This is a genomic window from Chryseobacterium sp. BGA-UO-ETr-SB22, from assembly GCF_059567885.1.
Genome location: NZ_JCAQOV010000004.1, coordinates 337,376 through 359,366, shown reverse-complemented (window position 1 = coordinate 359,366; position 21,991 = coordinate 337,376). Strand labels below are relative to the sequence as shown.

19 protein-coding genes are annotated in these 21,991 nt (G+C 36.8%); 10 read left to right on the top strand and 9 right to left on the bottom strand.

Annotation, left to right across the window (positions count from 1 at the left end; translation table 11 throughout):
* Positions 1–74: 74 nt before the first annotated feature.
* A complete protein-coding gene (locus AC57AW_RS05350; protein WP_496351087.1) occupies positions 75–1,112 on the bottom strand; it encodes a patatin-like phospholipase family protein in 1,038 nt (345 codons plus the stop codon).
* Positions 1,113–1,368: 256 nt separating this feature from the next.
* Positions 1,369–1,869: a M15 family metallopeptidase gene (locus tag AC57AW_RS05345; protein ID WP_496351086.1), complete on the bottom strand. Its 501-nt coding sequence runs from the start codon at positions 1,867–1,869 to the stop codon at positions 1,369–1,371.
* A gap of 236 nt (positions 1,870–2,105) precedes the next feature.
* Between AC57AW_RS05345 and AC57AW_RS05340 the strand changes: the two genes are divergently transcribed.
* From AC57AW_RS05340 to AC57AW_RS05320, 5 genes are all read left to right on the top strand, one after another.
* Positions 2,106–3,689, top strand: coding sequence for a Na+/H+ antiporter (locus tag AC57AW_RS05340; protein ID WP_496351085.1), 1,584 nt, complete (start codon positions 2,106–2,108; stop codon positions 3,687–3,689).
* 183 nt (positions 3,690–3,872) lie between these two features.
* Positions 3,873–5,144, top strand: coding sequence for a Y-family DNA polymerase (locus AC57AW_RS05335; protein ID WP_496351084.1), 1,272 nt, complete (start codon positions 3,873–3,875; stop codon positions 5,142–5,144).
* Positions 5,145–5,529: 385 nt separating this feature from the next.
* Entirely contained in the window at positions 5,530–6,390 is an 861-nt protein-coding gene (locus tag AC57AW_RS05330; RefSeq protein ID WP_496351083.1) for a complement C1q domain-containing protein, read from the top strand.
* Positions 6,391–6,400: 10 nt separating this feature from the next.
* Complete coding sequence (locus AC57AW_RS05325) at positions 6,401–7,213, top strand: hypothetical protein (RefSeq protein ID WP_496351082.1); 813 nt, start codon at positions 6,401–6,403, stop codon at positions 7,211–7,213.
* Positions 7,214–7,224: 11 nt separating this feature from the next.
* On the top strand, positions 7,225–8,136 hold the full coding sequence (locus tag AC57AW_RS05320) for a hypothetical protein (RefSeq protein WP_496351081.1): 912 nt from the start codon (positions 7,225–7,227) through the stop codon (positions 8,134–8,136).
* On the opposite strand, the gene AC57AW_RS05315 is transcribed toward AC57AW_RS05320, so the two are convergent.
* Genes AC57AW_RS05315 through AC57AW_RS05305 form a run of 3 tightly spaced genes read right to left on the bottom strand, consistent with a single transcriptional unit; the run spans position 8,137 to position 11,462 of the window.
* Entirely contained in the window at positions 8,137–9,696 is a 1,560-nt protein-coding gene (locus AC57AW_RS05315) for a tetratricopeptide repeat protein (RefSeq protein ID WP_496351080.1), read from the bottom strand.
* Between the two features lie 15 nt (positions 9,697–9,711).
* Positions 9,712–10,323, bottom strand: a complete 612-nt coding sequence (locus AC57AW_RS05310; protein WP_496351079.1) for a YdeI/OmpD-associated family protein — start codon at positions 10,321–10,323, stop codon at positions 9,712–9,714.
* Positions 10,324–10,328: 5 nt separating this feature from the next.
* Entirely contained in the window at positions 10,329–11,462 is a 1,134-nt protein-coding gene (locus tag AC57AW_RS05305; RefSeq protein WP_496351078.1) for a serine hydrolase domain-containing protein, read from the bottom strand.
* 99 nt (positions 11,463–11,561) lie between these two features.
* On the opposite strand from AC57AW_RS05305, the gene AC57AW_RS05300 reads away from it, so the two are divergent.
* The gene (locus AC57AW_RS05300; RefSeq protein ID WP_496351077.1) at positions 11,562–12,890 is read left to right on the top strand and encodes a M48 family metalloprotease; all 1,329 of its coding nucleotides are present in this window, start codon (positions 11,562–11,564) and stop codon (positions 12,888–12,890) included.
* 92 nt (positions 12,891–12,982) lie between these two features.
* Here AC57AW_RS05300 and AC57AW_RS05295 read toward each other — a convergent pair whose 3' ends face one another.
* Both AC57AW_RS05295 and AC57AW_RS05290 read right to left on the bottom strand, forming a co-directional pair.
* Positions 12,983–14,512 (bottom strand): hypothetical protein, encoded by a 1,530-nt coding sequence (locus AC57AW_RS05295; protein WP_496351076.1) that lies wholly within the window; start codon positions 14,510–14,512, stop codon positions 12,983–12,985.
* Between the two features lie 80 nt (positions 14,513–14,592).
* Entirely contained in the window at positions 14,593–16,134 is a 1,542-nt protein-coding gene (locus AC57AW_RS05290; protein ID WP_496351075.1) for a glycine--tRNA ligase, read from the bottom strand.
* Between the two features lie 204 nt (positions 16,135–16,338).
* Between AC57AW_RS05290 and AC57AW_RS05285 the strand changes: the two genes are divergently transcribed.
* Entirely contained in the window at positions 16,339–17,034 is a 696-nt protein-coding gene (locus tag AC57AW_RS05285; RefSeq protein WP_496351074.1) for a pseudouridine synthase, read from the top strand.
* 148 nt (positions 17,035–17,182) lie between these two features.
* Positions 17,183–18,220 carry a quinone-dependent dihydroorotate dehydrogenase gene (locus AC57AW_RS05280; protein ID WP_496351073.1) on the top strand — a complete coding sequence of 346 codons (1,038 nt, stop codon included), beginning with the start codon at positions 17,183–17,185 and terminating at the stop codon, positions 18,218–18,220.
* Between the two features lie 30 nt (positions 18,221–18,250).
* Here the strand turns inward: AC57AW_RS05280 and AC57AW_RS05275 are convergent, their stop codons facing one another.
* Together AC57AW_RS05275 and AC57AW_RS05270 are read right to left on the bottom strand one after the other, a co-directional pair.
* Positions 18,251–19,135, bottom strand: coding sequence for a hypothetical protein (locus AC57AW_RS05275; protein ID WP_496351072.1), 885 nt, complete (start codon positions 19,133–19,135; stop codon positions 18,251–18,253).
* A 27-nt stretch (positions 19,136–19,162) separates the two neighbouring features.
* Entirely contained in the window at positions 19,163–20,407 is a 1,245-nt protein-coding gene (locus AC57AW_RS05270) for a DUF445 domain-containing protein (RefSeq protein WP_496351071.1), read from the bottom strand.
* A 95-nt stretch (positions 20,408–20,502) separates the two neighbouring features.
* Between AC57AW_RS05270 and msrB the strand changes: the two genes are divergently transcribed.
* A complete protein-coding gene (gene msrB / locus AC57AW_RS05265; RefSeq protein ID WP_496351070.1) occupies positions 20,503–21,030 on the top strand; it encodes a peptide-methionine (R)-S-oxide reductase MsrB in 528 nt (175 codons plus the stop codon).
* 127 nt (positions 21,031–21,157) lie between these two features.
* On the top strand, positions 21,158–21,913 hold the full coding sequence (locus tag AC57AW_RS05260) for a murein L,D-transpeptidase catalytic domain family protein (RefSeq protein WP_496351069.1): 756 nt from the start codon (positions 21,158–21,160) through the stop codon (positions 21,911–21,913).
* Positions 21,914–21,991: the final 78 nt, after the last annotated feature.

Below are 21,991 nucleotides of genomic sequence, written 5' to 3'. Positions count from 1 at the left end.
GTGTTAAAAAAAAATTTTTATAATTTTAAATATAATCTTCAAAGCTTATATTAGGTCATTATAAGGTTTAGAGCTTATACTTTGTTTTTGATGAGTTTTTGAACAATCTGATTCAAAGTTTCTCTGTTATCATCAATATAACCCAATCCAGCTTGTATCAGGTTCTCAATATTAGATCTTCTTACATTATCCATTGCTGGAGAAGCATTTTTCAGTGAAGGATTTAAACGGTAATAGTTTTTCTGATTTCTTAGACCTAGTGTCTGAAACATCTGTTCCAGCTGATAATCTACTGTTTCTGCATTGGCAGACATTAAAATGTCAATGATCGGGCTTACCCAGCCAATTTTTCCGGCTTTTTCCAGTTTTTTAAAAGGATAAGGTCTGGCTTCAATTCCTGTTCCGATAGAAACAATAATTATATCATTTACACTCGGATGGTTGGCTTTCTGATGATTTTTCAAAACTTCTGCAAAAGGAATTTTCCTTGCTTCTGCATAAGCACAAAGAGCGGGATTATTAGCAAACATTCCTCCATCAATCAGACTGAAGATCTGTCCATACATTGATTTGATCTGTACCGGACTAAAATACGTAGGAGCTGCTGAAGTTGCTCTGCATATATCTTTTACATAGAAGTTATCTGTGCTGAGGTTGGCTTTCCATGAGTTGAAAAGCTTTGCTCTTCTGTTCTCAATGTCGTAACTTGTTATTAGACATGGTTTTATTAATTCTTTTAATTCTAAATTTCCAAAAAAGTCATTTAAATTCCTTTCAAGTGATTCCTGTGGAATTTTTTCATTCAATAATCCGAATGGATTAACCAGCTTTTCCCAAAAGGAAACCTGGAAGATATCGCCGCCCTTTTCCGCATACAATTCTAATCCTTTCTGAATAGAATATTTTGCTTTTCGGGTTTCGTCGGGACATAGAATAATAGATGCAATCAGACCTCCGGTACTGCTGCCTGCCACCAGATCAAAATAATCCCCAAGCTTTGCTGCGGGTTTATCATAATACTGGAGCTGTTCTTCTATGTAGCGTAGAATAATGCAGGTGATGATTCCCCTTATTCCGCCCCCGTCCAAAGAAAGAATGGTTGTCTTTTTCATGTTATTTTTTCATTTTTTTAAGGAAACATTTGGCAGCTTTAGACAAGTAAAACCAATAGATTTCCGAAAAAATGTCTATTGGTTTCAGCTTATTATTAGGACTGCTTTCTGGTGTTTTCTTATAAAGCAAAGATAGATGGGGGAAGCGACAGAACTTGTCGTATTACAAATGATTTCAATTAATTTATCAAAAAAAATAGAACTTTAAATCAGTGAGTTAGGTGGGTTTCGTTTTTTTATTTTAAATAAATGGAAGCTAAAAAACAACATAATTCTGCTTGTCTCTGGGCATCTTCAAAAGCGTTCTCCAGCTGGTTTTTACTGGCCCTTTTTTAGAAGGAATACTCTTTTTTTCGAAGTGGGGAAGATCCTTGAACGTTTTCCAGTTTCCGCCCCAGTCCCAGCCATGGCGGGCAAAGATCTTTACACACTCATACCAATCGGCAACTTTATCATTATCCCAGTCTTTTGCGGTATCCCAACTTGCTGTTTTTCCGTCAATCATCAGACAAATATCTACGGCAAGACCATAATTGTGTATGCTTTGTCCTGCCTTAGCATTGGTTACCTTTTTTCCAGATGTAATTCTTCCAATTGCATAAAGTTTTTCCTGTTCTTCAAAAGATCTTAACCCTTGAGTGATCCGTATCTTGGCTCTTCCGGTGAGTGCTTCATCACATTCCTTTACAATCTGCTTCACTTCATCTCTTACCAGCGGGTGAAGCTTCTCAATTCGTTCTAAGGTTACTCTGTCCATATTTCTTATTTTGTTATACTGCAAAAGTATAGAACGGAAGCGACGAAACTTGACGTGTTTTATTTAATTTTTATTGAAAATTCTATCATATTCAACCTGAGTGAAAAACATAATATACAAACAGATTTATAGCATTTGAATCAATTGGTAAGTATTAAGAGGAAGAAAAAATTGCTTTTAAATTTTCAAAAACCAAATAGAAGTAGTAAATAGGGTGAGCAAAAACACAATATCAAATGCATACCATCTTACCCTTTTTATTGGCCATGATAGCGGCCATTGTGCTGTTAAATATGTGGGCGGTCAAGTTAAAAATTGCATACCCTATTTTACTTGTTGTATTTGGGCTGCTAGTCAGTTTTGTACCAGGCTTACCGGTTGTAAAGATCAATCCGGATCTTATCTTTTTTATTTTTTTACCCCCATTATTATTTGAAGCAGCATGGTCTATTTCCTTTAAAGAAATGAAAAGATGGTGGCGTATTATTGGGAGTTTTGCCTTTTTGGTTGTTTTTTTTACAGCGCTGGCAGTTGCTGTGACAGCTAATTATTTTATTCCCGGGTTTACTATCGCTCTTGGATTTCTGCTGGGAGGAATCGTATCTCCGCCTGATGCAGTAAGCACGGGAGCGATCATGAAGTTTGTAAAAATACCATCTACTACATCCGCTATTCTTGAAGGAGAAAGTTTGTTGAATGATGCGTCTTCACTTATTATATTCCGCTTTGCCTTAATTGCTGTAGGGACCGGACAGTTTGTATGGCAGGAAGCTTCATTAGATTTTTTATGGATGATTATTGGAGGTGCCGGAATTGGTTTAGCCCTGGCATGGATTTTTGTACAGGTTCACAAAAGACTTCCTACAGAAGCTGCTTCAGATATTGCCTTAACCATCATTGAACCTTATCTCATGTATTGGATTGCAGAACAGTTTCATGCTTCTGGAGTTTTAGCTGTTGTTTGTGGAGGTTTGTATATGTCAGGTAAACGATTGATTTTTTTAAACAGTACCAGCCGTATTATGGGATATAGTGTGTGGCAGAGTTTTGTATTTATTCTGAACGGTATTGTATTTCTAATTATAGGACTCGAACTTCCTGAAATTGTTGGTGGGCTTCGATGGGAAGGAATTCCTTTGAAGGTTGCCATTCAATATGGGGTTTTGGTAACAGGTGTTCTCATTGCGGCCAGAATAATAAGTGCATACGCTGCCATGTTGGCTACGTTGATTTTTCGGCCAAGTGTAGCACCGCGTGCATCCTCTGCAAGAAGGCGTTTGCTGATGCCGCTTCTGCTTGGATGGACGGGCATGAGAGGTGTTGTCTCCCTGGCAGCTGCATTGGCAATTCCCATTACTCTTGAGAACGGACTTCCTTTTCCCAACAGAAACCTTATTCTGTTCATTACTTTCGTTGTGATTCTGCTTACATTACTTGTACAAGGGCTCACATTGCCATACCTTATCAAATATGGACATATATTTGATGACTTTACAGATGAAGAAAAAGACAAGCAGGCCAGAGAAGAAATAAAGCACAAACTGAAACAGCACGTTTATCATTTTCTTAAAAGTAAGCATGAAAATGAACTAAATAGCCACGCGGGGTTAGAAAGAATGCTGAAACATTGGGAGGAAAAAATACAGACCAATGATACGGAATGGATGAACGAAAAAACAAAAGATATCTTTTTTGAAATGCTGGAAAGCCAGAGACAATTTCTTTCCGAACTGAATAAAGATATTGACGTGAATGAAGAGATTATCCGCCATCAGCTTTATCAGATTGACCTTGAGGAAGAGCGCTTGAAAATGATTTAATCTTCAGCGCAATAACTGTTTTTGAACACAAAATTAAATCACTAATGCGACAAAACGTGTCGTGTTTAAGAATTTTATCCATTTGTTTTTCAGATTGTTAAATATGATGTTAATTATGGTCCAAAAGATTATTTTATTCTTTAAAAGCTCTAATTTTGTGTAGATATTTACTATGCAATTATCATGTACGCACTCGTAGATTGTAACAACTTTTTTGTTTCCTGTGAAAGGACTTTAGATCCTGATCTTGAGGGCAAACCCGTTGTGGTTCTTTCCAACAACGATGGGTGTGTTGTATCCAGAAGTAAAGAAGCAAAAGACTTAGGCATTCCTATGGCAGCCCCGGCATTCAAGTACAAGGAGCTTTTTCAAAAACATGATGTGAAAAGCTTTTCTGCAAAATTTGAGTTGTATAATTACAAAAGCCAGCAGGTTATCAATATTGCCAAATCTTATGTTGTTGATCATGAAGTCTATAGTATTGATGAGCTTTTTCTTGATTTGACAGGGTTTAAGTATATCGATATGTATGAATACTGCCTTAAAATCAAAGAAGAGATTGATGAGAAAGAAAACCTTCCGGTAAGTATAGGAATCGCTCCTACAAAAACCCTATGCAAAGTCGCCAACAGAATTGTAAAAGATTTTCCGGAGAAATTTAATGGAGTGTATATTCTGAATACTCCTGAGAAAATTGAAAAAGCCCTGAAATGGCTTAATATCGGGGATGTTTGGGGAATCGGAAGAAGACTGGCTGTCAAAATGAATGACAATGGCGTCCATAAAGCCTGGGATCTTCTTCAAAAACCTGAAATGTGGGTTCGGAAGGTGATGGGAATTCATGGGGTAAGGATGATCAATGAACTGAAGGGAATTCGTCAGCTGGAACTGGATGCACCTTCTCCTAAAAAATCTATAGCGGTTACCCGAAGCTTTATGCAGATGCTTACGAAAAAAGAAGAAGTACGGGAAAGGGTAGAAACTTTTGGAATGTATTGTTCAGAAAGATTAAGAAAACAGAATACCTGTTGTAAAATGATTACCGTTTTTGTACAGACGAACCGCTTTAGAAAAGATCTGCCTGAATACAGAAACGCAATGACCCGGATTCTTTCCAATCCTACCAATTCCTCAATTTTAATAGGAAGAGTGGTTAATGAACTTTTTGAAGCCATCTATAGAGACGGATTTCATTATAAAAGAGCAGGAGTGCTGGTGAATGATTTTGTACCTGAAGATCAGAGACAGATCAGTCTTTTTGAAGAAGATATACAAAACCAGCATCTTCCTGTAATGAAAGCTATGGATGCCATGAACAGGAAATATGGTAAGGATAAAGTACGTCTTGGAAGCATGAGTGGTGAAAATACCTTTGGACGTGCAAAACTATCTCCAGAATATGAAGCATTCCTGAAAAAGAATACATTGCCGGAAGCTAACTTCAGGTTTCATTAAGATTGTTTTTAATTCAAAAATTCTGTTTATTTTTCGTCTTTCTTTCTAAATGATGTCATTATTGAGGAACTGGAAACAGGTAAAATGTTGAAATCGGAAGACAATAAATCATACACCGAACTTATTCATGAACTTCAATCTTTTTTCTAAATAGGCTTTCGAAATAATTTTTTTCTTTAAAAATTCTATAAAAATTTCCCATAAAATAGGATGGTGGTTTTATTTTAAATAGCAAAATTCCGTATTTTGACAATGTGAAATAAGAAGTTATTTGTCTTATTTACAGTATGTTGTGTGTTTTTGGTTTAAAGACTGCTATTGTATGTAATGTGCTTTTGCATTTATCTTTGGCCAAGAATTGTACACGTTTTAAACCACAAATTAAATGAAAAATCTAAGTATTTGGATGAAGGGGATATTGATTTCCTTGTGCTTTACCATAAGTTATTCAAAAGCGCAGGTAGGTATTAATACTCCAAACCCTCAAACCACTTTCCATGTGGACGGGGCAAAAGATAATCCCGGATCCGGAGTTCCTTCCGCTGCCCAGGCTGCCAATGATGTTGTGATAACTTCTACAGGAGAAATGGGAATTGGAACATTATCTCCCGCTGTTAAAATAGATACACGGTCCACATTTAACACAGACAACTCAATCGGAATAGGAGAGACCAGTCAGACAGCTTCAGCAGCAGGTGGAGGTGCTGTAAGATATAATCCGCTGAATGGTGGAAAAATGCAGTATTCGGATGGTATTGTATGGCAGGATCTTATTTCTTCTCCCACCAAAGCGGTAGTGGTAGCTAATATTCAGGCAGCTAACTTTGCCGTTAAAATTCCTTATCAGGTTTCTACAGGGATTGCCGGATGGACGGAAATTTCCGATCCAACAGCAAACTTTACTCCCGGAACAGGTGTTTTTACAGCACCAAGAACCGGAGTATATCTTGTTTCTTTTACGTATGATTTTGTAAGAATCCCTATAGCTTCAGGCTATTTTTCAGAGGCGAGATATGTAGTGAACGGAAACAATACCGTTAAAAAATGTGTGAAATCCTTCTCCAATATTTCAAAACAAGCCCAAGTTGCAGGTGCTTGCGTAGCCGGAGTGCAGCTGAATAAAGGCGATACTCTTCAGCCCTATATCTACCAGTCTGTTTATAATGGTAACCTCAGTCTGAGAACAGACCTAACTTCTGCAAGCAATGATTATGGCTTTGTAAATCTTTCTATTTTAGAACAATAACACACTTGATATGAGAAAAAAATTAGGACTGGCTTTATTCATTTGCTGTGGCATAGGGATTCAGGCCCAGATAGGAATCAATATGTCTGCCCCGGAAGGAACAGTACATATAGATGGACAGAAAAACACAAATGTCTCAATACCTTCCAGTTATTATGATGATGTAGTGATTACTCCCGCCGGAAATGTAGGAGCAGGAACAAAATCCCCCAAAACAAGGCTGGACCTTAGATCCAATGAACGTTTGAATGCAATCGGAATTGGGGGAACTTCGCAATCTGCTTCTGCAGCAAAGGCCGGAGCGCTGAGGTATAACTCCGGAACACAGGATCTTAGCTATTCTAACGGAACTTCATGGGTCACACTGGCTCATAAAACTTCCAATGATTTTGTAGATGCAGAAAACTCTTCGGTACAAAGCTTTGGTGATGGAGTGCAGACTGCTGTTATTGGCTGGACTAAAAAGACGGATGTGAACAGCAGTTTTAATGCCGGTACAGGAACTTTTACAGCCTCAAAAACTGGAGTATATATTGTAGCCTTTACCTTTTCATTAGCATCCGGAAGTATTGCGAATGATTCAAGATATGAGACTTTGATTCAAACCAATTCAACGTCCTCCACCACCAATAAAGTGTTCAAGTGTGTAGGAAGCTATCCCGGAACCAATACCATTGGAAACCGTGTTGCGGGAAACTGTTCAGGAATTTTTAACCTGAACCAAGGGGATAATATTACCGTAAGCCTGAATCAGAAACTGGGAAGTTCAAAAACTTTGGATACTGATGCTACACTTACTTCTTTAAGTATTTTCGGATTATAAAAAGACAGATGATGAAAAAAAATTGTTTACTGATTTTAATGACTTTAAGCTTCCAATGTGCATTTTCACAGGTTGGAATCAATACTCCAAATCCACAGGGTATTCTGCATATTGATGGACAAAAAGATAATCCTGTTTCAGGATCAACGTTTACTCCAGTTCAGCAGAGCAATGATATTCTTGTGAACAGTGCCGGAAAAATAGGAGTGGGAACGCTTACCCCGGTTACAAAAGTTGATGCCAGAAATTCAGGAAACGGAGCCATTGGCTTTGGAGCTTCTTCGCTTACGGCGCTTGCGGCTGATGAAGGAGCAGTACGTTATAACAGTGGAGTGGAATATTCTAACGGGAATGAATGGCTTCCTTTACTCACCGCGCAGCCCACAAATAATAAAGTAATCGTTATTGCAGCCAAAACGAATAATAATGTAAAGCTGGCAACTCCGTCTATTCCGACGATAACTGCGGGTTTACAAAACAGGGCAAGCAATTATCTTGTAGACTGGAGTAAAACCTTTGAAAGTAATTCCGGAACGAATTTTAACGCTGCCACTGGTATCTTTACCGCACCCCGAAACGGAATTTACGTAGCTTCTTTCACTACAGATCTGGCTCCATTGGCAATTAATTATACTACGGATCCTTTAAATCCAGTTCAGATAGAAGCAATCTGGCAGCTGTATGATAATACGGCAGGATTAGCGGTCACCAATATCGTCAATACCGTAAAATGTGTTAATACCATGTCCTCAAACAGTGTAGGAAACATTGATGCAGGAAGTAACTGTACCGCCTCATTCTACATGACAGCAGGGCAGAGGCTGATGCCTTACATTTGGTTTAATTTAAATAATTCACTCGTTGCTAATTTCTCATTAAATAATACGGGCGGGTATAATAACCTTACAATAGCAGAACAGTAATCAGGAGATTTCATCCAGCGTTTTGATAAATGCAGACGGATGCAGCCCTGTGATCTTTTTGAACTCAAGAGAAAAAGCACTGTGAGATGAATATCCCGTGATCTCAGAAAGATGATTGATCTTATACTTTCTGTACTGCGGTTCGTTTTTTAATTGATTGACAATATAATTGATCCTCAGATGATTAATATATTGGTTGAAATTAAATTTCTTATATTTCTTAATAACCGCTGAAAGATATTTTGTATTGATATTCAACGTGTTTGCAAGATTGTAACGTGAAATATTCTTGTTGTTAAACTCAAGGTTTTCTTCAAATATTTTTAATCCGTGTAATATGTTTTCCTCTACTTCAGGTGAAATTTTTATTTCTGTTGGAGTAGGGGTATTTTTATGTTGGATATCATCAGAAACTTCCTGGGGATCTTCTTCATAAACCACCGGAGAAATACCTTCTCTGTAAATTTTGGCAACAGCTTCTTTATGCTTTTTACGGAGACGGATGCTGTTTAAAATGACAATTCCCAAAACAATGATCAGACCAAGGCATGCTATAACAAGCCCTTTTGAAATGGAATGGCTCTCATTGAGCTGCTGATCAAAACTTTCCTCTTTTTTGGATAATGTTTTGTTGACGGCCATTGATTTATTATAAGCAATGCTGTCTTTTAATTTAAGATTTTCAAGTTTATATTTCTCTGTATTGGGTTCATCGTGAAGCTGAGTGTAGGCTTCCTCAAGATTTTTCGTGATCTCAATCTTTTTTTCATTGAAACCATACTGATCTGCAATGGCTAATGCTTTTTGATAATAAACCACAGCACTGTCAGGCTTATTCTGCTCCGAGAATGAGAATCCAATATCATGCAGGATATTAGACCGGAGATAATGATTGTTTTCCCCAACCAAAGAAAGGGCTTTTACGAAATAGTATTTAGCCTCCTTAAATTTTTTCACTTCCGATAAATTATACCCCATGTTGGTATAAGCAGAGATCAGGAGTTCATTTCGCCGGGCCATATTTTTAAGCTTCTGAAATTCCTGAATGGCACTTTTAGAATAAAACTCTTTCTCTTTGTACTGATTCTTATTGAGAAGGATTAAAAAAGAATTAAAGATCATTCCTTTCAGCTCATGTCCTTCCTCTGTATTGTTATTTTTTACTTCAGACAGGGCATTGTGAAGACTTGTAGAAGATTCCTCAAGCAGTCCGAGCTTTGCATATTGAGTACCCTGCATCCTGTAAGCCAGTGCTTTCCCGATAGGATAATCGCTTTGGACGGATATCTTAAGGGCTTTATCTGCAAAATCAAGACTTTTCTCAGCATCGGATTGTAAATAGCTGTTGAATGATTTTAAATAATAAGCTTTTGCAAGAAATTCAGGGAGGTTTCTTCTCTGTGCAGAATCTATCATCTTATTCAGAACGATTTCAGAACTGTCCGGATTCCTGGATGAAAGAGTACGGGCATACTTGTACTGTCCCTCAAAATCAAATGCCTGAGAGAATGTAGAAATCGAAATAATAAGGAAGAAAAAGAGAATAATTTTTTTCTTCATCGTGTTTTTTGTGTTTTATTTTTTTTGGTATTTCCAGTTACGGCCTTTACCTTCTGCTATCCACTCCAAAGATTGTTCCAATCTTTTATTTCGGGTGGCTTCAGTTTTCGCTTCTGTTACCCATGCAATATACTCTTTTCTGAAAGATGGTGAAGCTTTTTCAAAAATATCCGAAGCCTTTGGATGAGCATGTAAAGCAGACTGAAAATAATCAGGAACTTCCATTTCTGTTCTGGAAGGAGGGGCCTTCTTCATCATAACGCCCATATCCGTAAGTTCCATAGCTTCTTTAATTGCTTTTTTCAGCTGAGGTTTCGAGGGAAGATCTTCAATCTTTGTGATCTTTCCAAGACTAAACATAGAGTTCTTCTCAATATCCTGAGTAATTTCCTGCATGGTTTTCATCTCTTTTTCCAGCCAGAAGCCAAATGTACAGTGTTGCTTGAAAGAAGCCATAGCACAAAGGTTTTTACCCTTGTAGATAAAATGTGGAAAACTCCACTTCATCGTTTCTTCTGCATCAGGACAACATTCATGAACAGTTTCCCGGAGATAATGAAGAATAGGTTGAGCAAAGTGGTGGGACTTTTCAATATAGTTATCTATTTTTGAGCTGTGCTTTTCCATAGTGTTTATTGGAATAATTGTACAATTTCATTTACAAAGAATTTTACCTGATCAGGTCTTCCTCTGTCATTTTTAGGATTGTTGGAGTAGCTTCCGGTTTTTACAACGACGATATTGTGTTCCGGAACCATAATAATATACTGCCCCTGTAATCCCAGGAAATAATAATGCTTGATGGGATTGTCATGGTTGATCCAAAGCCCCATTCCATAAATGTTTTCGGACTTTTCAGTGGGAGTTCTCATCTGTTCAATGAAATTAGTGTTGAGAATCTGCTGATCCCCGGCCTTTCCATCGTTCAGAAACAACTGTCCCAGTTTAGCAAAATCTCTTGCATTGGAATGAATGCAGCAATACGTTTTTTCCATTCCGTAATCGTCTGTACTCCATTTGGCATTCTGTTCCATTCCCAAAGGAATCCAGAATTTTTCTGATAAATAGCTCGCCAATGATTGATTCAGAGCCTTTCTGAGGGCAAACCCAAGAAGCTGCGTAGAACCGCTCTGGTATTCGAATCTTGTTCCCGGTTCTTCTTTAAATTTTCTTGAGAATACAGCTTTTACAAGACTTTTTCCATAATAGGCTTTGGCATTGGGAAGAAATGGGTTATTGTAATTTTCATCCCAGTCTAACCCGGATTCCATGAGAGCCAGATTTTTGAGGGTAACCTGATCTCCGAATGTTTTATTTTTAAATTCCGGATAAAAATCTGAGAACTTTTCATCAATAGTAGGAATAATGCCTTCTTCCAATGCTTTTCCCAGCAGCATCACAGTCACTGCTTTTGCCATTGAAAAAGAATTGGTTTGTGAAAGCTGATTATAGCCATCCCAATATTGCTCATGAAGAATTTTTCCATTCCTTATCACAACAAAAGCAGCTGTTTTGGAATGTTTTAAATCATCAACTAAATGTTTAGGTAAATCCTTTTTGTTGTAATCTGGATCTTCTTCCCAGAGTTCAGGTTCCTCTGTGGCAATAGGATTGCTCGGGAAAAGATTTCCGTCATCAATATATGCACTTGATTTTCCTTTAAGATAGGTTTTGGAAATACCACTAAATAAATAATCATATCCCAGAAAATAAACGGCTGCCGCACCAGCTACCGCTCCACCTATCATATACTTTAGTATTCTCATTTTTTCATGAATGGGTCTCTAACAAATTTAGAATAATTTGGCTATAAAAATTAAAATGAATCATCAAATAAGTTATTTTTGTTCTTATTGATGAAAACTATGACCAGAAAACTTATTATATTGGGGTACTTCCTATTTTCAATCATGGGAATAGCCCAGATTTATAAACCGATAGATACCGCAGATTATATACAGCGAAAAGATTTTTTAAAGAGTTTTGAAGGGAATAATGAAGCAACCGTAAAGAAATTAAAATCTCAGTATTCTGGGAAAACAGGCTCTGAATTGTCCAAAATTTATAAAGAATTTGGAACAGACTTTCAAAAGCAGGTGAAAAATAAGGATTTTATCTTTAAATCTGAATTTGAAACCAGCATACAGCTTATGATTCAGCGTCTTAAAAAGAATAATCCTACGATTCCTCAGGATTTGAAAATTCTGATCGCAAAAGACAATACTCCCAATGCTTACTGCCTTGCTGACGGAACTTTTGTTATTAACATGGGGCTTTATAGCTGGCTCAACAATGAGGAGCAGATTGCGGCTGTGATTTCTCACGAGCTGGGTCATAAAATAGAAGAACATTCCCTGAAAACCTTTCTGAAAATTATCGAACAGGATAAATTGGATAAAGTATTGGTGGAGAATATCAAATCTACCACCACAAGCCGAAGCCAGAGCCAGAATCAGAAAGCTTTCGATATCTTTAAAAATACAGTGTATAAAAAAAGTGTGGAAAAAAGGCAAAGCGAAATGCAGGCAGACTCTTTAGGCTATGTCATTTTTAAAAACAGTGATTTCAAAAAAGCAGAATTTGTAAATGCACTTCAGAGGCTGCAGGATTTTGATACTATTTCGCCAAGAGAGCTGAAGATGGAAACCTATAAAAAGCTGTTTAACCTTCCAAAGCAAGCTTTCAATGAAAAGTGGATGAAGAAGGAAGATTTTTCACTGTACAATTATAATTTCTACAAAGAAAAGCTGAACAAAGATTCCCTTGCCTCACATCCAGAAGTGTCCAGAAGAATTGAGATGCTTAAAAAAACGTTTGCAGAACTTAAAAGCCCAATTGCTCCGGAAAAACCTTCCGACCTGTTTGTCACATTAAAGAAAACAGCAAGAATGGAAATTTTGCCCAATTATTTCCATTCGGAAGACTATGGACAGGGAATTTATGCTGCCATGCAGTTTCTGCAGGATGAAGAGGAAGAAAAGTATTATAAAAGTTGGCTGGGAAGATGCTTTTCCAAAATATATGAGGCTAGAAAAAACTACAACCTGAACAGGTATCTGGACCGTATAGAACCTAAAAATCAAAGTGAAAGCTACCAGCAGTTCCTGAACTTTATGTGGAATTTAAGTTTGGATGAAATAAAAAATATTGCAGACTATTATAAAATGAATGAAACCCTAGCAAAAGCAAACTAATTTTATTATCAACGATTTAAATATCAATAGGAACGGGCTTTAGCCAAAACATAAAAGAAGACCCCTGATGTTTCATCAGGGGCCTTTTTATACTAGTAATTTAATTTCTCCAAACGGATTTTATTGAATTTCTCTTTCTCATTATACTCCCGAAGAAGGATATAACCCTCTTTTCCCACATAAGGCGTTACCGTATAATTGTCTTTTTCAGAAATAGGGATGATCTCCTGTTTGAATTTCCCGTCAATAATGGTATTGATGAATAAATTCCATCTTTTCTGCTTTGTTACTTCATCTTTCTGATAGTCACGATAGAAAAATACGACATCTTTTCCTCCATTGAGATATTGTGAAAACAGATAATCACTGTTTACCCATTTTGATTTTTCTTTTTCAAAGACCTGAACATTTTTCACTTTGAAATCTTTATCGGTGTAAATGTAAACAAGGTCTGTTGTTTTGGGAGCGTTGTATTGTCCTGCCGGTTTATATTTTTCAGATAAGATTCCCACGCTTCCGTCATTCATAAAATACATGTCTTTGGTCTGAAGCATATATCCGTTTTCCACCATTCCGTTTTTATTCACTTTTGGAAGGAATGCGGAAATATTAGGCTCGTAATTGATTGTTTTAGTATCTGCCGTAAAGTTTTTTTTGTCTACCATCATTCTTGCAAATCCTACTGACTCAGAGTCATCATAGTTTCTTCCCAGCAGAACCACTTTATCATCGAAATTCTTATCATTATCAATCTTTCTGTAATTGGAGTAGAAAGATTCAATATTGTCTATCGTATCATCGGATAACCCTGTAACTGGTTTGTTGGAAGTTTCTTTTCCTGTTTTCATATCAAGAACCAGAAGGCTGAACGTTTTCTGCTTGTCATTCACTTTCTTCAGAATGCAGTACATGTAATTCTCGTCTCTTTCCAGAACAGATAATGAGGTGTAAATTTTTTTGCTTCCGTCTGTATTGTATTTATATCTCCAAACTTCCTTTTTGTTTTCATCAAACTTCATAAGGCTGTTGTTATTTTCATACTTTCCGTAATCTTTATACTCCACAGCAAAGTAACCACCTTCTTTCAGTTCACCTACAGCAGAAACGTAGTTGTATCCTTTGTCTTTTTTCTCATCACGATTTTCCTTACGCTGTTCTTTCCAGCTCTTCGGTTCGTTGATTTCTTTGAAAGTACCGTTTTCCAGATAATCATAATATATTTTTCTGGTAATAGAGTTTGTTTTAGGATCAATCACCATAGAAACCGGTGTAAATACTTCTCTGCTTTTTACCAGAGAATAATCCATCATTGATGGTTTTAAGATGATCTGTCCTTTAAAGTCGACATATCCTAAATAAGAAGCAGCAGTGATATCTCCTTCAAACTCTTTATTGGCAACAGGGTTGAGGTTTTTGTCTAGAACTACATACTCAAATTTCTTGGTCTTATCACCGGATTTTCCGTAAGAATATAGAGAAACGTAACCGTAAAGATTGTCTTTATCATCGAATAGAGCATTCATTCCCACGTGATCCCCGGCAGCGAGTGTTGTCAGGTCCTGGGTTTGGGAAAATGCAAATGTCTGGATCAGTCCAAACACTATGAGTGTTATTTTTTTCATGGTTAAAATTTGAGGGATAAAAATAATAAATTAACCCATATGTTGAAAAATAAAAAAGCCCTGTTTCCAGGGCTTTTAAATTATAATTGAGAAAGTAAATTTCTGAAGTTCGTTTTCTCATCGATGATTCTTCTCAACTCTGAAACAGGAACTCTTTCCTGCTGCATCGTGTCTCTGTCTCTGATGGTTACGGTGTGATCAGTCAAAGAGTCATGGTCAATAGTGATACAGTATGGAGTACCAATAGCATCCTGTCTTCTGTAACGTTTTCCGATAGCATCTTTTTCTTCGTAGAACAGGTTGAAATCATATTTCAGATCATTAAAGATTTTTTCTGCATACTCAGCCAAACCGTCTTTCTTCATTAATGGAAGAATAGCTGCTTTAATTGGCGCTAATGCCGGAGGTAAAGATAAAACCGTTCTTTCTGAACCGTCTTCCAATACTTCGTCTTTTAAACAGTGAGAGAATATAGAAAGGAATAATCTGTCTAAACCTACTGAAGTTTCCACTACATAAGGAACGTAATTTTCATTTCTTTCAGGATCAAAGAACTGAAGCTTTCTTCCAGAGAATTCTTCATGCGCTTTTAAATCGAAATCCGTTCTTGAGTGAATACCTTCCAGTTCTTTAAATCCGAATGGGAAGTTAAATTCAATATCTGCAGCAGCATTCGCATAGTGAGCCAATTTCTCATGGTCATGGAATCTGTAGTTATCATTTCCTAGACCTAGAGCCAAGTGCCAGTTCAGACGTTTTTCTTTCCACTTCTCATAGAACTCAAGTTCTGTTCCCGGAGCTACAAAGAACTGCATTTCCATCTGTTCGAATTCACGCATTCTGAAGATAAACTGTCTTGCAACAATCTCATTTCTGAATGCCTTACCAATCTGCGCAATACCGAAAGGAAGTTTATGACGTGAAGTTTTCTGTACATTTAAGAAGTTTACAAAGATACCTTGTGCTGTTTCAGGTCTTAAATAAAGATCCATTGCACTGTCGGCAGAAGCTCCCAGTTTTGTACCAAACATCAGGTTGAACTGTCTTACTTCTGTCCAGTTTTTAGAACCGGTATCAGGATCTGCAATTTCTAGCTCTTCAATCAAAGCTTTTACATCAGCAAGATCTTCATTTTCCAGAGATTTTGCCAGTCTGGAAAGAATAGCCTCTCTTTTTGCTCTGTATTCCAAAATTTTTGGATTCGTCGCCTCAAACTGAGCCTTATCAAAAGAGTCACCAAATCTCTTCGCTGCCTTTTCGATTTCTTTGTTCTCTTTATCTTCAATTTTCAAACAGTAATCTTCTACCAAAACATCTGCTCTGAAACGTTTCTTAGAATCTTTATTATCAATCAATGGATCGTTGAAAGCGTCTACGTGGCCTGATGCCTTCCATGTTGTTGGGTGCATAAGGATCGCCGAATCAATACCCACAATATTCTCGTTAAGCTGTACCATAGCTTTCCACCAGTATTGTTTGATATTATTTTTAAGTTCGGCCCCGTTCTGTCCATAATCATAAACAGCGGATAAACCATCATAGATCTCACTTGATGGGAAAATAAAACCATATTCTTTAGCGTGAGAAATCACTTTCTTGAAAACATCTTCTTGCTTTGCCATAATTTTTTTACGTCTGATGTGCAAAAATAGCAAATTGGATCCAAAATCATGAGATTCAATAAAAAAAGCAGTTAATAAACAGACAAATATTTACATTTTAATTTTTCAGGAGCCGGGAACCTGCTTTTCACTCTATCTTTTGCTTAGCAAAAGGATGCCGCTACAATCAGGGCTAGATCGATTGAAAATTTCTACTTTTGCACCATGTTAGAAATTCTTTATCGCGACGAGCATATTATTGCTATCAATAAACCAAGTGGATTATTGGTTCATAAATCGTATTATGCCGGAGAAGCTGATACCTACGCTATTCAGGAACTGAGAGACCAGATTGGACAATATGTTTATCCTGTACATCGTTTAGACCGAAAAACTTCGGGTGTTTTGCTGTTTACTCTAGATAAAGATACTTTACGGATAATGAGTGACCGGTTTGCACAGCGGCAGGTTGAAAAAAAATATCTAGCAATTCTTCGGGGCTGGACAAAAGAAGAAGAGACAATTGATTATGATTTAATCAATGAGGATGAAATTCAGCAGAATGCCATTACCTATTATCATCGTTTACAGACTTCAGAAATAGATTTAGCTTTTGGAAAACATCAGACATCACGGTATTGTCTGGTAGAAGCTATTCCGGAAACGGGTAGAATGCATCAGCTGAGAAAACATTTTAAACATATTTTGCACCCTATTTTGGGATGCCGTCCTCATGGCTGCAATAAGCAGAATAAACTGTGGCTGGAAACTTTCAATATGAACAAACTGATGCTTCATGCTCATCAATTGATTTTTAATCATCCCGTTACCAACGAAAGAATGACAGTCAACGCTACTATAAATGACGAATTTAAAAGGGTAGGGAATATTTTAAATTTCGATTTGAGTTCGTATTCTTAATTTAATAAAAAGATATCTGGCTCTATTCAATAGATAATGGAGATATTGGTCTCTTTTAGATTTTATATATAAAAGACATTTTGATAAAATATCATAGGTTAACCATAGATTAATTTTAAATTGAGTATTTTTGTAAAACTTTTTTTCAATGTACAAATCGCTCATCCGTCCGATTCTTTTCAAATGTGATCCCGAAGAGGTTCATCACTTTACATTTTCAATGCTTAAGAATTTTGGATTCCTTACTAAATTATTTTTCCCAAAACCTATTGAAGACAAACGTCTGGAAAGAGAAGTTTTCGGATTGAAATTTAAAAATCCTGTAGGACTGGCTGCCGGTTTTGATAAAAATGCAGTTTTGTTCAACGAATTGGGAGATTTAGGTTTCGGATTTGTAGAAATAGGAACTGTAACCCCAAGAGCTCAGGTAGGAAACCCTAAGAAAAGATTATTCCGTCTCATAGAAGATGGTGGAATTATCAACAGAATGGGATTCAATAATGACGGTCTTGAAGCCGCTATTGAAAAACTGAAATCCAACAAAGGAAAAATAATCATCGGTGGAAACATCGGAAAAAATACAGATACAAGCCCGGAAAACTATACCCAGGATTATCTGGACTGTTTTGAGGGTCTTCATCCTCATGTAGACTACTTTGTACTGAATGTAAGCTGTCCTAATGTAGGAAGCCACGCCAAACTTGAAGATGTAGAATATCTGAGAGAGCTGATTACAGAAGTGAAAAAGATCAACCAGTCAAAATCTGTACAGAAGCCTATACTGCTGAAAATTGCACCAGATCTTAATAACAATCAATTAGACGAAATTATTGATCTGATTGCAGAAACAAAGATTGATGGTATTGTAGTTTCCAATACTTCTGTCAACAGAGAAGGTCTGAAGACTTCTCCGGAAGTTTTAGAACAGATAGGAAACGGAGGTCTGAGCGGAAAGCCGATTCGTGAAAGAAGTACGAAAATGATCAAATACCTTTCTGATAAAAGCAACAGAGCATTTCCAATCATTGGAGTAGGAGGAATACATTCCGCAAAAGATGCCATGGAGAAATTGGATGCGGGAGCCAGCCTGATCCAGCTGTACACAGGATTTATTTATGAAGGTCCGGAACTGATCAACGAAATCAATCAGGAGCTTCTTAAAAGAGCAAGCAGATTACCAAGATAAAATAAAAGAGAGTTTACATAACTCTCTTTTTTATTTCGATTTTATAATAGAAGCATTGTTTACATCAACTGTAAGAGTATAAGACGGAGAAGTGGCAGTTTTGTTGATCTTATATTTTAATGTTTTTCGGTCTTTAGATTTTGTCTTAGTCGTGTCGTAAATGTTTTGCAGGCAGCTTTCAGTCAGGAATTCTTCATAATTTTTATAGTTCCAGTCCTTTGTAAAGTACAGGATTCTGTACCCTTTTTCGCCTTCACTTGCTCCACACATTCCGCATGCGTTGAAATTAGACATTCGTTCAAAATATAAAAGAACTCTGTTTCCTGCATGGTCAGATTTATAGGATATTAATTCATTACCGCCATATCGGTCAATGAAATCGTATGTATTTATTTTCCTATTGTTAGGGAGAATCAGGTAATTGTTAAACCTATAAATCATATTGTCTACAGTAAATAATTTTACAGCATAAGTTTTATCTTTCAAATGAAAATTTCCGGTAATTTCTGTATGCAAATCTTCATTGGTAAAGTCAAAGACTTCTTTAGGTTCCAGCATTTGGGAAATACTATCTGTTTTTTCTATCAACTGGGGAGAAGTAATCTTTTCCTGAAGTATTTTAAAACTTTGCTTTTGTTTATTTCCAAAATTGTAGAGGTAGAGTTTACCATAATCATAAATTCCGGACAAAGGAATCTTCTTTTGATGCTTGTTGTAATAATACCAGCCTTCTACAAAATGCTGATATTGACTGCAATCTACAATTCCGGTGTAATTTAATTGCATAGTAATTGGTATTCCTGCAATTTCTCCTCTGAAAACCTGCGAGGAATCCGTTACCTCCTTAAGTTCAACTTTCTGACAGAGAAAAAATGCTAAGCTTAAGGAAAATAATAAAGTAAAAATTTTTTTCATGGTTGGGTTATCAATAGTATTCGTTTTTTAGAGGAAGAAATGGGAAATAGTGTAGATAATGAGCCCTACCAGGCCGCCAACCAGTGTTCCGTTCACCCGGATAAACTGAAGGTCTTTTCCCACTTCCAGTTCCAGTTTCTCGCTTAATTCCTTACCCTGCCAGTTTCCTACGGTAGAACTGATGAGGTTTCCAAATTGGTGGGTGTTTTTAAGGATATATTTGTAGGCGGTTACTCTTACCCAGTGGTCGATCTTATTCTGAAGATTTTCGTCTGTTTTTAAATTTTGAGAGAATTCATTCAGGTTTTTAGTGAGGTAGCCTTTTAAAGAGGACTGATCATCCTGTAGTTCTTTCATCAATGTCTTCTTGATGGAAGTCCAGATATCGCTGGCATACTCATCCAGTTTATCATTTTTAAGCAGTCCGTTTTTGATGGTTTTAAACTCCTCATCCCATTTCGGGTCTTCTTTCAGATCCATAGAAAACTCATGAATCTTTTGAGTTATCAATCCTCTTACTTCATGTTGCGGGTCTTCTTCTATTTCTTTAAAAAAATCAGAAAGGCCATCTGCGATTTTATCTGCAATTTTATTATCTACAAAAGAAGGGATGAATGTGTAACTGCCTTTTTTTACGCGGTCTTTGATCATTTCATCGTTCTCAATGATATAATCTTTGATCTGTTTAGAAAGATTGGTAATGATTCTCTGATGGTCATTTTTTTCCAGAATATAACCGATTCCGTTTCCAACCACTTTATTAAGCTTAATATCATCCGTCATTTCAGACACCTTTTTGCTGATAAACTGGCTTACCGTGGAATCATCCAGTTTATTAAGAATATCAAGAACGATATCTGAAAGATTTTTAATCAAAATATCCTGACTCTTTTCCTTACCCAGCCATTCTCCAACAAAATTGGAAACTTTAAGCTTCTGGATATAAGGTCTTATATTTTGAGGAGAAAGAAAGTTACCTACTACAAAATTACCAAGGTTGTCTCCTAATCTCTGTTTGCTGTTTTCAATCAGATTGGTATGAGGGATCGGCAGCCCGAGAGGATGACGGAATAATGCAGTTACAGCAAACCAGTCAGCCAGAGCTCCCACCATAGCAGCTTCGGCAAAAGCCCGTACATAACCGACCCAATGAGAGGTATTAGACTTCTGTAAAATAGTGGTAACAATGAAAATAATGGCCATCAGGACAAATAATCCTGTAGCAAATGCTTTATATTTTCTTAGTTGTTTTCTTTTTGCTTCGTCATTCATATTCTCAAATTTACTAAATTTGGTCATGAAACCGTTTAATCTTAATAAAAGCTTTTAAACCTCAAAACTTTTGCAGGTAAAGAATGAAATTTACGATGAAATTTTTAGTTTCAGCCATCTTACTATTTTTTCTGCAGGCATGTACGCAGAAATATGAACCTATAAAAACCTCCTCTATGGAAAATACAGAAGCAAAAAACAATCCATACTATTCGAGAACCGATACTACAAAACTCAATATTTCCAACGATGAATGGAAAAAAATACTCGCCCCGGACTTGTATGCAATCGCCAGAGAAGCAGCAACAGAAAGAGCTTTTACCGGAAAATACAATGAGTTTGATGAGATAGGAGATTATTATTGTGCTGTTTGTGGAAATCACCTTTTCCGTTCTACATCAAAATTTTCCAGCAGCTGCGGCTGGCCGAGTTTCTTTGAAGCGGATAAAGAAGGTGTGTATTACAAAAGAGATACAGCCTACGGAATGGATAGAGTAGAGGTGCTTTGTAAAAGGTGTGATTCCCATCTGGGGCATGTTTTTGATGATGGTCCGAAGCCTACAGGATTGAGATACTGTATGAATTCTGTGAGCCTGGAATTTGTGGCTGATGCTCAAAAATAAGACGTTTAATTCACAGAATCAGGACGTTAAAGTTTCTTAAATAGCGTTAAACTTTTTAGAGTTATAACCCCTTGGTAATTATGTTTTTATAATTTTGCCCCACTAATTTGGATTTACATATTATTGAATGAAAGGATTTTATAGCGTATTAGGCCTTGTTTACATGGTGACGACTTCATTCTACATTTCTCCAAGAATAGCGGTGAAAAGTGAGAATGTCAATACAACGAAAACGGAAAAAGTAGCTGAAACGAAATCTGAGAAGAGCACAGCAGCTGTATCTTCATCAGAAGCATTATACCAATCAATTGCATTTGACCCTGAACATGAATTGAATTATGAAGTGTTCTCAAAAGCATTGACTGGGTTTGAAAATTTGAAAAAAGCAGGATTGCTTACCCAAGAGTCGCATTTGTTGACTATCTGCGATTTTTCTATGTCTTCTAACACAAAAAGACTTTGGATCATTGACCTGGAAGACAAAAAAGTTCTGTTCAACTCATTGGTAGCACACGGAAAAAATACAGGCGAAGAATTTGCGACGAATTTTTCTAACAGGGAAAGTTCGTTACAGAGCAGCTTAGGATTTTATATCACGGATGCAACTTATCAGGGTGACAACGGATATTCTCTGAAGTTATTGGGAATGGATAAAGGTTTTAATGATGCCGCATACAAAAGAGCTATTGTATTACACGGTGCTGATTATGTAAGTGATGCATTTGCATCCATGCACAAAAGAATCGGAAGAAGCTGGGGATGCCCCGCGGTTCCAAGAGAACTGACACAATCTATAATCAATACGATTAAAGGAAAAAATTGTCTCTTCATCTATTATCCCGATCAGAATTATCTTTCCTCCTCAGAGTGGTTGAAAGCATAAGATAAAAAGAGCAGTCAGATTTGACTGCTCTTTTTCTTTTAAAATAAGTCCTGTAATTCGAAAATAACAATTAAATTT

What these genes read in the sequence shown, in the direction of transcription:
- AC57AW_RS05340 (WP_496351085.1), top strand. Translation starts at nt 2,106, where the DNA reads ATGCATACCATCTTACCCTTTTTATTGGCCATGATAGCGGCCATTGTG.
- AC57AW_RS05335 (WP_496351084.1), top strand. Translation starts at nt 3,873, where the DNA reads ATGTACGCACTCGTAGATTGTAACAACTTTTTTGTTTCCTGTGAAAGG.
- AC57AW_RS05295 (WP_496351076.1), bottom strand. Translation starts at nt 14,512, where the DNA reads ATGAAAAAAATAACACTCATAGTGTTTGGACTGATCCAGACATTTGCA.
- AC57AW_RS05310 (WP_496351079.1), bottom strand. Translation starts at nt 10,323, where the DNA reads ATGGAAAAGCACAGCTCAAAAATAGATAACTATATTGAAAAGTCCCAC.
- AC57AW_RS05260 (WP_496351069.1), top strand. Translation starts at nt 21,158, where the DNA reads ATGAAAGGATTTTATAGCGTATTAGGCCTTGTTTACATGGTGACGACT.
- AC57AW_RS05330 (WP_496351083.1), top strand. Translation starts at nt 5,530, where the DNA reads ATGAAAAATCTAAGTATTTGGATGAAGGGGATATTGATTTCCTTGTGC.
- AC57AW_RS05275 (WP_496351072.1), bottom strand. Translation starts at nt 19,135, where the DNA reads ATGAAAAAAATTTTTACTTTATTATTTTCCTTAAGCTTAGCATTTTTT.
- msrB (WP_496351070.1), top strand. Translation starts at nt 20,503, where the DNA reads ATGAAATTTTTAGTTTCAGCCATCTTACTATTTTTTCTGCAGGCATGT.
- AC57AW_RS05305 (WP_496351078.1), bottom strand. Translation starts at nt 11,462, where the DNA reads ATGAGAATACTAAAGTATATGATAGGTGGAGCGGTAGCTGGTGCGGCA.
- AC57AW_RS05315 (WP_496351080.1), bottom strand. Translation starts at nt 9,696, where the DNA reads ATGAAGAAAAAAATTATTCTCTTTTTCTTCCTTATTATTTCGATTTCT.
- AC57AW_RS05290 (WP_496351075.1), bottom strand. Translation starts at nt 16,134, where the DNA reads ATGGCAAAGCAAGAAGATGTTTTCAAGAAAGTGATTTCTCACGCTAAA.
- AC57AW_RS05280 (WP_496351073.1), top strand. Translation starts at nt 17,183, where the DNA reads ATGTACAAATCGCTCATCCGTCCGATTCTTTTCAAATGTGATCCCGAA.
- AC57AW_RS05320 (WP_496351081.1), top strand. Translation starts at nt 7,225, where the DNA reads ATGAAAAAAAATTGTTTACTGATTTTAATGACTTTAAGCTTCCAATGT.
- AC57AW_RS05270 (WP_496351071.1), bottom strand. Translation starts at nt 20,407, where the DNA reads ATGAATGACGAAGCAAAAAGAAAACAACTAAGAAAATATAAAGCATTT.
- AC57AW_RS05350 (WP_496351087.1), bottom strand. Translation starts at nt 1,112, where the DNA reads ATGAAAAAGACAACCATTCTTTCTTTGGACGGGGGCGGAATAAGGGGA.
- AC57AW_RS05285 (WP_496351074.1), top strand. Translation starts at nt 16,339, where the DNA reads ATGTTAGAAATTCTTTATCGCGACGAGCATATTATTGCTATCAATAAA.
- AC57AW_RS05300 (WP_496351077.1), top strand. Translation starts at nt 11,562, where the DNA reads ATGACCAGAAAACTTATTATATTGGGGTACTTCCTATTTTCAATCATG.
- AC57AW_RS05325 (WP_496351082.1), top strand. Translation starts at nt 6,401, where the DNA reads ATGAGAAAAAAATTAGGACTGGCTTTATTCATTTGCTGTGGCATAGGG.
- AC57AW_RS05345 (WP_496351086.1), bottom strand. Translation starts at nt 1,869, where the DNA reads ATGGACAGAGTAACCTTAGAACGAATTGAGAAGCTTCACCCGCTGGTA.